Below are 13,282 nucleotides of genomic sequence, written 5' to 3' on the forward strand. Positions count from 1 at the left end.
CAGATGAATAGATGAAAAACCTATATCCTTTATTGATATTAGCATTCGTCAGTACTTTAAGTTTAACCGCTCAAGACTATCAAGTTAGTGGATGGGTAAAGGATGGTGTAAATGAAATCATTCCTTATGCCAATGTTTTTCTTCTTCAAGTATCAGATTCTACTATAGTTAAAGGTGCTTCGGCAGATGAAGAAGGGTTTTTTAGCATCAATGAAGTTGTACCTTCTTTATATTGGATTAGCGCAAGTTATATTGGTCAAACATCTAAACTTACAGCCATTGATGTTCAACGAGACACCAAAATTGGAACTTTAGTCATTGAAGAAAGAGCTGATGTTTTAGATGAAGTTGTTGTAACGGCAAAAAAACCAACCATAGAGCACAAAGTAGATAGATTGGTTTTTAATGTTGAAAACACTGTAGCCTCTGAGGGGAATACTTGGGATATCTTAAGAAGAACCCCTGGAGTTATTATGGTACAGGACCAACTGCAAATAGGAAGCACAACCCCAAGTATTTACCTTAATGATAGAAAAGTACATTTATCACAATCTGAGATAAAAGATTTGTTGGAGGGCTTGTCGGGGGTTAATATAAAATCTGTTGAGGTAATAAAAAACCCACCTGCAAGATATGAAGCAGAAGGCCGAGCTGTTTTGAATATTGTTACCAGCAAAAATGTAATCCCTGGATATAAAGGGAGCATCAATGGCAGTTATACACAGGCTATTTTTCCTAAATATAGTTTTGGAACAAGCCATTATTTTAAGGCTGATAAATTAAACGCATTTGTCAATTATTCCATAAACCCTAGGAAAGATAAAAAAAGGACTTTTAGTAACATTAATTATATTGATGATACCAATAGTATTTTTTCAATTTGGGAGACGAACTATAACAGGACCACTAAATCATTGGCACAAAATGCCAATGTAATTTTGGATTATGATATTGATGATAAAAACAGCCTTAACCTGACCACTAATTTGTCTCTATCCCCAAACAAGACATATACAAACACCTTGGACGGACAAGCTTATAACGGACAAAGACAATTGGACTCTACGTTTGCAACAAAAAGTAATTTAGAAAATGATAATTTAAACCTTGCTTTTGACCTATCGTATAAACATAAATTTAAAAGGGAAGGGGCGTCTTTAACATTAAATGGACACTACACAACATATGATGAAACACAAACACAAAATGTGTCTTCCGATTATTTTGACACCGCTAATGTCTTTTTAAGAAATAACAGTTTTTTTACAGATGCCGCCCAAGACATAGAGATTCTAACGGGGCAGATAGACTACACCACTCCAATTGGCACTACAGTTTTTGAAACTGGAGCAAAAATTTCTACCATAAACTCTATTAGTGGTTTGGACTTTTTTAATGTGTTAGGAAACAATCAAACCCTTAATTCTAGTTTGTCAGACAATTTTGAGTATGATGAAGTTGTTTCTGCGGGATACATAAGCATTCTTAAGGACTGGGACAAATGGTCAATAAAAGCGGGGGTTAGAGGGGAGTATACAGATGCGAAAGGAAAATCCTTGACCTTGAACAGCACCAACTCTCAACAATATTTTGAATTATTCCCTAGTGCTTATATTTTATATACAGCTTCGGACAAGCATAGCTTTTCTTTTGATTATAGCAGAAAATTGGAAAGGCCTAGGTATGATGATTTAAATCCATTTAGGTATTTTCTTTATGAGAATGATTTTACAACAGGTAATCCAAATTTGCAACCAAGTTTTGCACATAGATTTGAACTTAGTTACACCTTAAACAATGATTTTATTTTTGCTATATATTATAATGACAACGGCAACGATATAAGCACCTTAAGTTTTCAGGACAATCAAACACAAACATTACACACATTAAACCAAAATGTTCTTGAAAGTGTTTCATATGGGTTAGATTTTACCATTAATAAATCTATCCTTAAAAACTGGTATTTATATGCATATACTTCATTATTTTATGAAGATGAGACTTTTGTGGCAGAAGAAACCAACGGCATTCCTTTTACCAATATTGTAGAAGGGGTGTATTTTCAAATGTCCAATTACCTCACTCTCTCTAAAGACGGAACGTTTACGGGTGAATTGGGGTTTTTTCATTTTTCAGATTTTATTTCAGGAACTTATGTAATGGGCCCAAAAACAAACCTTACGTTTGGGTTGCGCAAAACGCTCTGGGACAATAAAGCGGCCTTATCTTTGTCAGTAGAAGATATTTTAAACAAGTCCAATTCAGACTACACAGCTAAATTTCTAAACCAAAACAATTCTTATTCTCCCGTATCGGAATGGCAGTTTGTACGTTTAGGCTTTACCTATAACTTTGGCAACTTTAAGTTAAGTGACAACGAGCGGGATATTGATAAAAACGAGCGGGACAGATTATAAGCTAATCCTGCCATTCAGCAATAAACAAGTTAGTATCACGCGTACCCCCATTGTTTCTATTACTGGAAAAAATTAATTTTTCACCATTGTTAGAAAAAACAGGAAAAGCATCAAAAGTTTCCCCATGGGTTACTCGTTCTAGATTCTTCCCATCAATATCTATTAAATATAAATTAAAAGGAAAGCCACGTTCTGATTCATAATTACTTGAAAAAAGAATTTTTTCTCCTGAGGGATGAAAAAACGGACTCCAATTAGCATTACCCAAATAAGTGAGCTGCTTAAGATTTCCGCCATCAGCATCGCAGATAAACAACTCCATTTCAGTAGGCTGAACCAATCCTTGAGATAAAAGCTCTTTATATTCTGTAATTTCTTCATCTGTTTTTGGTCTAGAAGCCCTAAAAATTATTTTAGTGCCATCAGGAGAAAAGAACGCACCGCCATCATACCCAAGCTCATCTGTTACTTGGTGTACATCACTGCCATCTAAATTCATGGTATATAGTTCTAAATCCCCACTTCGCATGGAAGTAAAAACAATTTTGTCGCCTTTTGGAGACACTGTTGGCTCAGCATCATACCCTACTTCGTTTGTAAGTTGATTAACTATATTGCCATCCAAGTCGGCCACAAAAATGTCAAAAGAATCATAGACTGGCCATACATACTTTCCATTTTTTCTAAGAGGCACTTCTGGGCATTCTTTGTCCACTAAATGTGTAGAAGCATAAATAATATGTTTATTATCTGGCAAAAAGTAGGAGCAAGTGGTGCGCCCCATGCCAGTACTTACCATAGGAGGAATTTTATCCTCAAAAGTTTCGCCAATATTCATTAAAAACATTTGATCGCATTCAACATTCCAATTGGTGTTATTGGATTGAAAAACAATGTTTTTATCATCAAAACTCCAGTAAGCCTCAGCATTATCACCACCAAAAGTTACTTGCTGTAAAGATTTAAAGTGTTTTTCTTCGGGATATATAAGGGAATCGGTTTTAATTTCAATTGTGTTTTCTTCAACAACGGAATTCTTTTTTGGCTCTTGCTTACAGCTAACAAAAAGAAGAACTAAAAATAGGAAAGAGAAAATCCTCATAAGATGCTTATTTTTGTGCAAAATTAACTTTTATGTTATGAATAAGACATTACTTTTTGTGATTTTTCTTGCCTTTTGGTCATGTAAAGAACAGGAAGCTCCCCTAGTTACCATCCAAGAAGATGTAGCTTTTTTGGCAAAGGATGAACTTGGAGGAAGGGAAACTGGCACAGAAAATGAAGTAAAAGCAGCAGCGTACATTAAAGAAAGAATGGAGGGCTTGGGTCTGCTACCAAAAGGCTTAGACAATACATATTACCAAACATTTACTTTTAAACCAAAGAAAGGACCGCATGATGAGGCCCAGTTTGTGGGACAAGGCGACAGTACTATTACAGGGAGAAATGTTATTGGGTATGTAGATAACAAGGCTATAAACACAGTGATTATTGGAGCTCATTTTGACCACTTGGGAATGGGTGGTGAAGGTTCTTTGTATGTTGGAGAAGATATACACAATGGGGCAGATGACAATGCAAGTGGCGTGGGAATATTATTAAAATTAGCTAGAAAACTTAAGGACACTTTGCAAGGAAACAATTATTTATTTATGGCTTTTTCCGGAGAAGAAATGGGGCTTTTAGGAAGTAATTATTTTGCAAAAAACCCAACAATTGACCTTTCCAACGCAAATTACATGATTAACATGGACATGGTTGGGAGATTAAGGGAAGACAAAACACTTTCTGTTAGCGGAACTGGTACGGCACCTATTTGGAACCAAGTACTTAATTCGGTGAACCCAGGATTTAAATTGGTATTGAAAGAGTCTGGAATAGGCCCATCTGATCATACCTCATTTTATCTACAGGATATTCCAGTTTTGCACTTCTTTACGGGCCAGCATGAGGATTATCATAAACCCTCGGATGATTCTGATAAACTGAATTATGAGGGTATGGAAATGATTACAGATTATATTTTGGCAACTATTGGAGAATTGGATGGAAAAGATAAACTTCAATTTAGAAAAACCAAAAACGAAAGTGAAGAAACTCCACGTTTCAAGGTTGGTTTAGGCGTAATGCCAGACTATCTTTTTGATGGAAAGGGAATGCGCATTGATGGTGTTAGCGAGGATAGACCCGCTTTTAACGCAGGATTGTTAAAAGGCGATGTAGTCATAAAATTGGGAGATAGCACTATTACAGACATGATGAGCTATATGAGAGCTCTTTCCGTATTTAAAGAAGGTGATAGTGTAGAAGTTACTGTGGACAGGGAGGGAGAGACCCTAACAAAGAAAATAGATTTTTAGTTTTAAATAAAGTGGTAAAAATAGGGAACATAGAACTACCTAATTTTCCATTGCTTTTAGCACCTATGGAAGATGTGAGCGACCCACCTTTCCGAGCCTTGTGCAAGGAACAGGGGGCAGACGTTGTCTATACTGAATTTATCTCTTCTGAAGGATTGATTCGTGATGCGGCGAAAAGCACGATGAAACTTGACATCTATGAAAAGGAACGCCCCGTTGGTATTCAGATTTTTGGTGCCAATTTGGACTCCATGCTTCAATCCATTGATATTGTTGAAAAATCAAAACCAGACATTATAGACATCAATTTTGGATGTCCAGTTAAGAAAGTGGTCAGTAAAAATGCTGGCGCGGGGATTCTCCGTGACATTCCTCTGATGGTAAAACTAACAGAGGAAATGGTAAAAAGAACCAATTTGCCAATAACTGTAAAAACCCGTTTGGGATGGGACCATGATTCCATTAAAATTGTTGAGGTTGCAGAACGATTACAAGATGTGGGCATTAAAGCCATTGCTATTCATGGGCGCACTAGAGTACAAATGTATAAGGGCGATGCGGATTGGAAACCCATTGCAGAAGTAAAGAACAACTCTAGAATGCATATTCCTGTTTTTGGAAATGGGGATATAGATTCACCTGAAGCCGCCATGAGAATGAGAGATGATTATGGTTTGGATGGTGCTATGATAGGTCGTGCAAGTATTGGTTATCCATGGTTTTTTAATGAGGTAAAACACTATTTTAAAACAGGGGAGCATTGCGCTCCACCCACGATGGAAGAAAGAGTGAATGCCGCTAGAAGACATTTACAAATGTCTATTGACTGGAAAGGCGAAAAATTAGGAGTTTTTGAAACAAGAAGGCATTATACCAATTATTTTAAGGGAATACCAAACTTTAAGGAATACCGCATGAAAATGGTCACCAGCGACGAATCAGTAGATGTTTTTGCCGCTTTTGACGAGGTTATGGAAAAGTTTGGAGATTTTCAATTTGTATAAAAACCTTTTTAGGCCGTAGCCACTAAACGCCTGTTTATTCTACTGCTGGCTATTTTAGAAGCAATAATACCCAAGACAATAATAGTTGCCAATACAATAAGCACATTGACTACCTTAAACTCTACGGGATAAGCAAGAGAAGGAGTTATTTTTAACCACCCAAAGGCCAATTGAGACCAAATTAAGATGGCTCCCAATAGCACACCAATAAACCCTCCTAAGCCTGTAACAAGGACGCCTTGTACAAAGTAAATTTTACGTAACTCTTTAATGGTGGTGCCCAAACTATATAGCGTTCTAGAATTTTGTTGCTTGTCCAAAATCATCATAATAATAGCCCCAACCACATTAAAAAGTGCAATGATAAGTACCAGAGTAAAGATAAGATAGGTTGCTAAATTTTCGGTATTTAGCATCTTATGTAGGGTACCGTTCAATTCTTTTCTGTTTTTTAAAACAATTGCATCGCCCAACACATTTTTAATGGTATTTCTTACTTCCTGCTCATTTGTAGTTTCGTCAAACTTAAAATTAATGCCAGACACTGTTTTATTATCTTTTTCCAATAGGGCTTGTACCAAGGGCAAATCAGCAAATACATATTTGTGGTCCAAATCATTTTCAATGGCATAAACACCACTAATGACCAAGGGTAGTCTGTTAAATAGATTATCAAAAGGATTTGTTGAGGTTTGCTGGGAAATACTTCCTTTTCCTGGCTTGGGAGCTAAAATAGTTAGTGGATTACGGCCATCATTGGTTGCCAAACCCAACAAGTTTACAATACCACGGCCTGCAACACCATAATTACTATCAATTTCCCAACTACCGTAATAAATGGTGCTGTCCATGTTTGTGGTGTTAACATAGTTAGCATCAATCCCTTTTATATTGGCCACATGGCTTTTTTCTCTGTAGGTAAGATATACCTGCTCCTCAATTTCTTTGGCGAAAGAGGCAACTCCAGAAATTTCACTTAACTCCTTTTCTTGTTCGGGTGATATGGAATAAAACTTACCAATTGAAGGCAAAGCCTTTAGGTCTGGGTCTGTAGACTCACTAAAAGACAAGCTAAAGGTTTTTAAACCAGCAAAACCAGAAAGAACTATAAAAAGAGCCATGGAACCAATGACAATCACCAAAAAAGTGACAAAATTAATGATGTTCACTACATTTTGACTGCTCTTGGACCTTACATACCGTTGCGCTATGTACAAAGTAAAGTTCAACCTTTAGGACTTTTTTCTTTTTTCCAATAAATCCCTATTCTCAATAGGGTTTTCTTCTCCTTTAAGTGAGTTTTCTATTCCCTCTATATATTCTAAAGAATCATCCAAAAAGAACAGTAGCTCTGGAATTCGTCTCAATTGATTTCTGGTGCGCTGTGCCAACTCGTGTTTTATGAGAGGTTGATTGGATTTCATCCCCTCCAATAATTCGATAGCGTTTTTTGCAGGAAAAATGCTAACGTACACTTTTGCTATGGAAAGATCGGTTGTCACCACTACTTTGGAAATAGAAATTAATGTGCCCTTTAGCCCTCCATCGGTGGCTGCACGTTGAAGGATATCCGCCAAATCTTTTTGTAAGACACCTCCAATTTTTTTCTGTCTCTGTGTTTCCATTCGGCAAAAATACGTAGAATTATATGTAAATTACAGGTTTAAGACTAAATTGGTAGAAGGTGGATAAAATAGAACATATTGGGATTGCTGTAAAGAATTTGCATTCATCCAATGAACTTTATGAAAAATTATTGGGGGTTGCCCCTTATAAAGAAGAAGAAGTAAAGTCAGAGGGAGTTAAAACATCTTTTTTTAAAGCAGGTCCCAATAAAGTGGAATTACTGGAATCTTTAGATGAAGATGGACCCATTGCCAAATTTATTGACAAAAAAGGAGAGGGCGTGCACCATATTGCCTTTGCAGTAGAGGACATTAATGCAGAAATGAAAAGATTAGAAGCCGAGGGGTTTACCATTTTAAACAAAAAACCTAAAAAAGGAGCAGACAACAAACTCGTGGTATTTGTACACCCAAAAAGCTGCAATGGGGTATTGATAGAGTTGTGCCAAGAAATAGCAAAATAAGGCATTGTTAGGGGTTTTATGAGCGTAAAATTGTTTGCAACGTCTAAAAAATAGTATTAGTTTTGCATCCGCTAGTCAATAGCTGGTCCTATAGCTCAGTTGGTTAGAGCACCTGACTCATAATCAGGTGGTCCCTGGTTCGAGCCCAGGTGGGACCACGAAAAGCCTTCAACATTAATGTTGAAGGCTTTTTTATTTCAAAACAACTTTCCCCCCGTTCTCGGCGGCTTTATAAACAGCTTCAATGACCTTCAAATCTTTAAGCCCTTCTTCGCCAGTAATATGGCTTGGGAGTTGTTTGTTTTCTAGAATTAATTTCCCGATACCATCCAATTGCGCCGCCTGTTGGTTAATTACAGGAAAGTTAAATTCCTTTTCCCGCGTTCTGCCTCTAAATGGACCATAACTTACTGCTGGACTCAATTCAAAAAAACCGTTTTCCGCTCCGGCATAAAACCTATCAATACCACAATTGGATGTGGTTGATGAGGTGCAAACCGCTCCACTGGGAAAGGTTAGTTGCCAGGTAATGGATTCTTCAACCTCTTTAAACAAATGAGGCATGGTAACTGGCCCAAATTGTGCTGTCACAGATACAGGTTCTTCTCCCAACACATAGCGGCTGGCTTGTATGCAGTATACCCCTAGGTTCATTAGCGGCCCTCCGCCAGAGAGCGCTTTTTTAAGGTGCCAATCATCGGGCGGGGTTCCCCTTAAATTATACCCTAGAGAGACTTCTATAAAACGAACTTGTCCAAAGATCTTTTTTTGCCCAAGCCTTTTAATTTCAAGATGATTGGGTTCATAATGCAAACGGTAGCCCACCGCCAATTGTACGCCTGCATCTTTGCAGGCATCAATCATTTCTTTGCAATCCTGGGCTGTATTTGCCATGGGTTTTTCCACAATAACATGCTTCCCTGCTTTGGCAGCCCTTATGGTATATTCCTTGTGCATTCCATTTGGTAACACCACATACACCAAGTCTATATCGGGATTGTCTTTTATGGTATCAAAATTGTCATAATTATAGATGTTCTCTTCTGGAATGTTGTACTTCTTTTTCCAATCAATTGCCTTTTGTGGAGTGCCTGTAATAATCCCCGCAAGGGTACAATATTGGGACTCCATTAAACCATTTGCTAAAATATTGGCGTAACGTCCTAAACCACAAAGTGCAACATTTAATTTTTTGCCCACATACTTTTGAGAATGCTTATTGGAAACTGTATTGAAAGAAGTTAGGGGAGGCAAAAGAGCGGTTGAACCAACCCCCAAACTTAAATTTTTCACGAAAGAACGTCTGGAGTTTTTTTTCAAGGTGTATGTATTTAATGCTTTAAAACCACAAGTTATTATAAGTATAATAGTAATTGCGTATTTTAGAAATAATTAACGTAGTGTGTTAATTATAAGCAAAGTAAGTAATATGGATTTTAAAGGCAAGGTGGTTATTGTAACTGGGGCAGGTCAAGGTATTGGATTGGAAATATGTAGGCAGTTGGTATTGGAGGGAGCAAACGTATTATTAAATGATATTGACCCTAAACTGGCCATTAATGCCGCAAAAGAAATTAACCAAAAACAGGGTAATTGCATTGCCATTTCTGGAGATTCCAGTGATTTAGCTTTTATCAAAAAAATGGTAGACAAAGCCATATTGGACTATGGAAAACTAGACATAGTAGTTGCAAACGCGGGCATTACATTATTTGGAGACTTTCTTTCTTACACTCCGGATTCTTTTTTTAAAGTTATGGAAGTAAATCTTGGAGGTAGTTTTTTTCTGGCTCAGGCTGCCGCAAAACAAATGAAAAAACAGAATAATGGCGGGGCAATTCTGCTTATGTCCTCGGTTACGGGTCACCAAGCCCATAGAAACCTTGCTGCCTATGGAATGAGTAAAGCCGCTTTGGAAATGCTGGCTAAAAATTTGGTGATAGAGTTATCTCCATATAAAATCAATATAAACACAATTGCCCCTGGGGCCACCTTAACAGAAAGAACCCTAAAAGAGGAGAACTATTCCAAAACCTGGGAAACATTGACGCCATTGGGCAGGCCAGCATCCGTTTTGGATATTGCAAAAGCAGCATTATTCCTAGTTTCTGATGATGCCAAACATATTACGGGACAAAGCCTAGTGATTGATGGTGGATGGACCTCTGTTAGCCCTTCCCCTTATGAAGATTGATTTTACACTCACAGGCATTAAAATTTTTTATAAATTTTTGTAACCTTTTCCAAAAAAGGAAGTTTACCCTTTTTGTAGACCTAAAACCAAAACCATTGCAAGCTCTCACAGATAATTCATTAATGCTAAAAGTAAAGTCTGGTGATACAGACAAACTGGGCTTGCTATATGAACGTCATAAGAAAAGATTGTTTGGTTTTTTTTACAACATGAGCGGCAACGCATCTATAAGTGAAGATTTAGTACAGAATGTGTTCATAAAGATTTTAAAATACAAGCACACTTATACAGGAGAAGGATCTTTTGATGCATGGATATTTAAAATGGCTCGAAATATTTATTATGACCATTTTAAAAAACACAATAAGAAAGCAGATGCAAACCCACTCTCTATCATAGAGCATAAGATGCAGGATTCCGAGGATATAAATACAAAAATGGACTATAATGACGATGTATTGCAGCTAAATAAAGCATTGAACAAATTAAGTATAGAGAAACGAGAAATATTGATTTTGAGCAAGTTTAAAGAAATGAAATTCAGTGAAATAGGCGCTGTTTTGGGATGTAGTGAGGGGGCTGCAAAAGTTAAGGCTCATAGAGCATTAAAGGATTTAAAAACGGTTTTTATTCAAATGGAAAAAATGTAACCCATGGAACAGGAAAAATTTGAAATATTAGCAATGGAGCACCTTTCTGGAACCATATCCAAGGAAGGAAGAGAGAAATTTGAAAAGTTCTTGAAAGACAATCCAAAATTTCAACAAGAGTTTGATGAGATGCAATATGCTTGGAACCAGGTAAAACAATTAGAAACCCCTGACCCTTCAGAACAAATGGATGCTCGTTTTTATGAGATGCTCCATGGCCAGAAGGATAATAAGGAAAGAACCACTGATATCATAAAAAGTAGTCTTAATTCTATTTTCAAAAATATTTTACGCCCTCAGCTTGCTTATGGATTGCTATTGCTCTGTATTGGGTTGGGAGCGGGATATTTTTTGAGCTCAGATTCTGCGATAGACACCAATACTGTTGTAAACACAGAAACAGATAAAGTAAGGGGGGAATTGGTCTTAACACTATTGGACCAGCCTTCTGCCAACCAAAGATTACAAGGAGTAAGTGAGGCCAATAAATTTAAAAAGGCCAATGATAGGGTAATCAAGGCGCTGTTACAAACACTTAATAATGACCCCAATGTAAATGTAAGGTTGGCGGCAATCGAGTCTTTGACCAATTACTTAGATAATCCTATAGTTAGAGAGGGACTTGTAGCATCTATAGTAAAACAAGAATCACCTATTGTACAAGTTACCTTGGCTGACCTTATGGTGGCCCTGCAGGAGAAAAAATCAGTAGAACCATTTAAAAAATTAATACGAACCCAGGAATTGGATAAGTCGGTTAAGGAAAAGCTAGAAACCTCTATTCATTCCATTATATAAAAGAATTATCAATCAATCACGAACAGTCAAATTTAAAAATCATGAAACAATTAGCAACATGTGCAGGGCTTATGCTTCTTTTGGGAGTACAGACAGTAAAAGCACAGAGAAAACAGTTTAAAGAACAAATTAAAAAGGAAGTTTCGTTTGTAGGGACTAGCTCAGAGAACACATTAATAATTAAAAATGTATTTGGTTCTATCACGGTGGAAGGGTATGATGGGGATACAGTATTGTTAGAAGTAGAAAAATTAATTTCTGCTGATAATACCGAGGATTTAGAACTTGGCAAGAAGGAGCTGCAATTAAAAGTTGTTGTTATAGAAAATAAAATAATTGCACATCCAGACGCCCCTTATATTAGTTTTAACGAGAATAGATTAAAATTTAATTGGCATGATCGTTATGATGAACCTGAATATGAACACAACTTAAATTTTAATATAAAAGTTCCCAAAAACATAAAAATAGAGGTGTCAACTATTAATGATGGGGAAGTTTTGGTAAAAAATACCCGAGGGGGTTTTATTAAGGCAAACAATATTAATGGAGGTATTGCCTTGGAAAAGGTAACAGGCCAGACCGATGTACATTGTATCAATGGGGAGGTGACTATTTCTTATGTTGACAATCCAGTGGCAGAATCCAGTTATTATTCCTTAAACGGAGATATTAATATTACCTATCAAAAAGACCTATCTGCAAACATTGGTTTTAAAAGTATGAACGGAGAAATGTTCACAGATTTTGATATTGTAAAACAATTTAGCAGAATACGTAAAGATGAACCCAACAACACAAAAAAGGGCAAATATAAGTATGAGTCAAAACAAATGGTACAAATAGGTAAAGGAGGAATCGATTTTGATTTTGAAACCTTAAACGGGAATGTAATCATTAAAAAAATTTAGTAAAAGAACATTAAGAAAATAAAGTCATGAAAAACATAAAAACAATTACAGCACTATTTCTATTCCTAGCCATTTGCACAGTAAAGGCACAGGAAACCGGCACAGAATTATTTTCTATTCCATTAAGTAATCCAAACAATTCTGGAAAATTGGTGGTAGGCCAAATAACAGGTTCCATCAATGTGATTGCCTATGAGGGGGAAGAGGTTATTGTAAAAGCTTCTTTTGGAGATAATGATAAAGGCAATAAAACCAAAAACGGATTAAAACGCATTGCCCATACATCTCTAGCAATAAGTGCAGAAGAAAAGAATAATGTAGTGGAAATAATTAATGAGCAATGGAACACAAAAACAGATTTAGAAATAAAGATTCCTAAGAATTTTTCATTAAAGTTGAGCACCATAAATGATGGTGATATTTATGTAAAAGGAGTAAATGGGGAAATGGAAATAAGTAATATAAATGGCCATATAGACTTGGAAGATGTTAGCGGGTCCGCCTCTGTTAACACTACCAATGGTCATGTAAAAGCAAATTTTAAGACCATTACTAATGGTGCAAGCATGGCTTTCACCAGCTTTAATGGCGATGTTGATATAACCTTTCCAAGCTCATTAAAGGCGAACATAAAGGCAAAATCTGACATGGGCGACATTTTCACCGATTTTGATATGGCCCTGGATAAGCAGGGTCCAGTTACAAAAACCGACAAATCTTCTGGCACCTATAAAGTAGAAATAGAAAGTTGGGTAAAAGGAACCATTAATGGCGGTGGACCAGAAATGCTTTTTAAGAACTTTAATGGGGATATTATAATACGGTCTAAATAAGAAGAGATTATAAAAATAAAAGC

The 13,282-nt window shown here is 36.6% G+C and carries 13 protein-coding genes and 1 tRNA gene; 10 read left to right on the top strand and 4 right to left on the bottom strand.

What is annotated here, in order from left to right; all coding sequences use genetic code 11:
- Positions 1-11 precede the first annotated feature (11 nt).
- The gene (locus tag AC000W_RS00745) at positions 12-2,420 is read left to right on the top strand and encodes a TonB-dependent receptor domain-containing protein (RefSeq protein ID WP_474745194.1); all 2,409 of its coding nucleotides are present in this window, start codon (positions 12-14) and stop codon (positions 2,418-2,420) included.
- 1 nt (position 2,421) lies between these two features.
- Here the strand turns inward: AC000W_RS00745 and AC000W_RS00750 are convergent, their stop codons facing one another.
- Positions 2,422-3,522: a TolB family protein gene (locus AC000W_RS00750; RefSeq protein ID WP_474745196.1), complete on the bottom strand. Its 1,101-nt coding sequence runs from the start codon at positions 3,520-3,522 to the stop codon at positions 2,422-2,424.
- A gap of 37 nt (positions 3,523-3,559) precedes the next feature.
- Here AC000W_RS00750 and AC000W_RS00755 point away from each other — a divergent pair, with 37 nt between their 5' ends.
- Both AC000W_RS00755 and dusB read left to right on the top strand, forming a co-directional pair.
- On the top strand, positions 3,560-4,780 hold the full coding sequence (locus tag AC000W_RS00755; protein WP_474745197.1) for a M28 family peptidase: 1,221 nt from the start codon (positions 3,560-3,562) through the stop codon (positions 4,778-4,780).
- 11 nt (positions 4,781-4,791) lie between these two features.
- Positions 4,792-5,784, top strand: a complete 993-nt coding sequence (dusB, locus tag AC000W_RS00760; RefSeq protein WP_474745202.1) for a tRNA dihydrouridine synthase DusB — start codon at positions 4,792-4,794, stop codon at positions 5,782-5,784.
- Positions 5,785-5,792: 8 nt separating this feature from the next.
- Here the strand turns inward: dusB and AC000W_RS00765 are convergent, their stop codons facing one another.
- Together AC000W_RS00765 and rbfA are read right to left on the bottom strand one after the other, a co-directional pair.
- Positions 5,793-7,013, bottom strand: a complete 1,221-nt coding sequence (locus tag AC000W_RS00765) for an ABC transporter permease (protein WP_474745203.1) — start codon at positions 7,011-7,013, stop codon at positions 5,793-5,795.
- 3 nt (positions 7,014-7,016) lie between these two features.
- Positions 7,017-7,409 carry a 30S ribosome-binding factor RbfA gene (gene rbfA / locus AC000W_RS00770; protein ID WP_474745204.1) on the bottom strand — a complete coding sequence of 131 codons (393 nt, stop codon included), beginning with the start codon at positions 7,407-7,409 and terminating at the stop codon, positions 7,017-7,019.
- A 59-nt stretch (positions 7,410-7,468) separates the two neighbouring features.
- Here rbfA and mce point away from each other — a divergent pair, with 59 nt between their 5' ends.
- Both mce and AC000W_RS00780 read left to right on the top strand, forming a co-directional pair.
- Positions 7,469-7,873 (top strand): methylmalonyl-CoA epimerase, encoded by a 405-nt coding sequence (gene mce / locus AC000W_RS00775; RefSeq protein WP_474745205.1) that lies wholly within the window; start codon positions 7,469-7,471, stop codon positions 7,871-7,873.
- An 84-nt stretch (positions 7,874-7,957) separates the two neighbouring features.
- A tRNA-Ile gene (locus AC000W_RS00780) sits at positions 7,958-8,031 on the top strand.
- A gap of 34 nt (positions 8,032-8,065) precedes the next feature.
- Here the strand turns inward: AC000W_RS00780 and AC000W_RS00785 are convergent.
- Positions 8,066-9,166, bottom strand: a complete 1,101-nt coding sequence (locus tag AC000W_RS00785; protein WP_474745206.1) for a Gfo/Idh/MocA family protein — start codon at positions 9,164-9,166, stop codon at positions 8,066-8,068.
- A 136-nt stretch (positions 9,167-9,302) separates the two neighbouring features.
- On the opposite strand from AC000W_RS00785, the gene AC000W_RS00790 reads away from it, so the two are divergent.
- The 5 genes from AC000W_RS00790 to AC000W_RS00810 all read left to right on the top strand — a co-directional run bounded on the left by AC000W_RS00790 (position 9,303) and on the right by AC000W_RS00810 (position 13,259).
- Positions 9,303-10,067 carry an SDR family NAD(P)-dependent oxidoreductase gene (locus AC000W_RS00790; protein WP_474745208.1) on the top strand — a complete coding sequence of 255 codons (765 nt, stop codon included), beginning with the start codon at positions 9,303-9,305 and terminating at the stop codon, positions 10,065-10,067.
- Between the two features lie 122 nt (positions 10,068-10,189).
- Complete coding sequence (locus tag AC000W_RS00795) at positions 10,190-10,717, top strand: RNA polymerase sigma factor (protein WP_474745209.1); 528 nt, start codon at positions 10,190-10,192, stop codon at positions 10,715-10,717.
- Positions 10,718-10,720: 3 nt separating this feature from the next.
- Complete coding sequence (locus tag AC000W_RS00800; RefSeq protein ID WP_474745211.1) at positions 10,721-11,515, top strand: HEAT repeat domain-containing protein; 795 nt, start codon at positions 10,721-10,723, stop codon at positions 11,513-11,515.
- A 41-nt stretch (positions 11,516-11,556) separates the two neighbouring features.
- Positions 11,557-12,426, top strand: coding sequence for a DUF4097 family beta strand repeat-containing protein (locus AC000W_RS00805; RefSeq protein WP_474745213.1), 870 nt, complete (start codon positions 11,557-11,559; stop codon positions 12,424-12,426).
- A 26-nt stretch (positions 12,427-12,452) separates the two neighbouring features.
- Positions 12,453-13,259 (top strand): DUF4097 family beta strand repeat-containing protein, encoded by an 807-nt coding sequence (locus AC000W_RS00810; protein ID WP_474745215.1) that lies wholly within the window; start codon positions 12,453-12,455, stop codon positions 13,257-13,259.
- The last annotated feature ends 23 nt before the right edge of the window (positions 13,260-13,282 follow it).

Source organism: Saonia sp., assembly GCF_056326165.1.

Bases quoted from the DNA above. Each gene is read 5' to 3' on its own strand.
- AC000W_RS00745 (WP_474745194.1), top strand. From the start codon at position 12: ATGAAAAACCTATATCCTTTATTGATATTAGCATTCGTCAGTACTTTA.
- AC000W_RS00750 (WP_474745196.1), bottom strand. From the start codon at position 3,522: ATGAGGATTTTCTCTTTCCTATTTTTAGTTCTTCTTTTTGTTAGCTGT.
- AC000W_RS00755 (WP_474745197.1), top strand. From the start codon at position 3,560: ATGAATAAGACATTACTTTTTGTGATTTTTCTTGCCTTTTGGTCATGT.
- rbfA (WP_474745204.1), bottom strand. From the start codon at position 7,409: ATGGAAACACAGAGACAGAAAAAAATTGGAGGTGTCTTACAAAAAGAT.
- AC000W_RS00790 (WP_474745208.1), top strand. From the start codon at position 9,303: ATGGATTTTAAAGGCAAGGTGGTTATTGTAACTGGGGCAGGTCAAGGT.
- AC000W_RS00795 (WP_474745209.1), top strand. From the start codon at position 10,190: ATGCTAAAAGTAAAGTCTGGTGATACAGACAAACTGGGCTTGCTATAT.
- AC000W_RS00800 (WP_474745211.1), top strand. From the start codon at position 10,721: ATGGAACAGGAAAAATTTGAAATATTAGCAATGGAGCACCTTTCTGGA.
- AC000W_RS00805 (WP_474745213.1), top strand. From the start codon at position 11,557: ATGAAACAATTAGCAACATGTGCAGGGCTTATGCTTCTTTTGGGAGTA.
- AC000W_RS00810 (WP_474745215.1), top strand. From the start codon at position 12,453: ATGAAAAACATAAAAACAATTACAGCACTATTTCTATTCCTAGCCATT.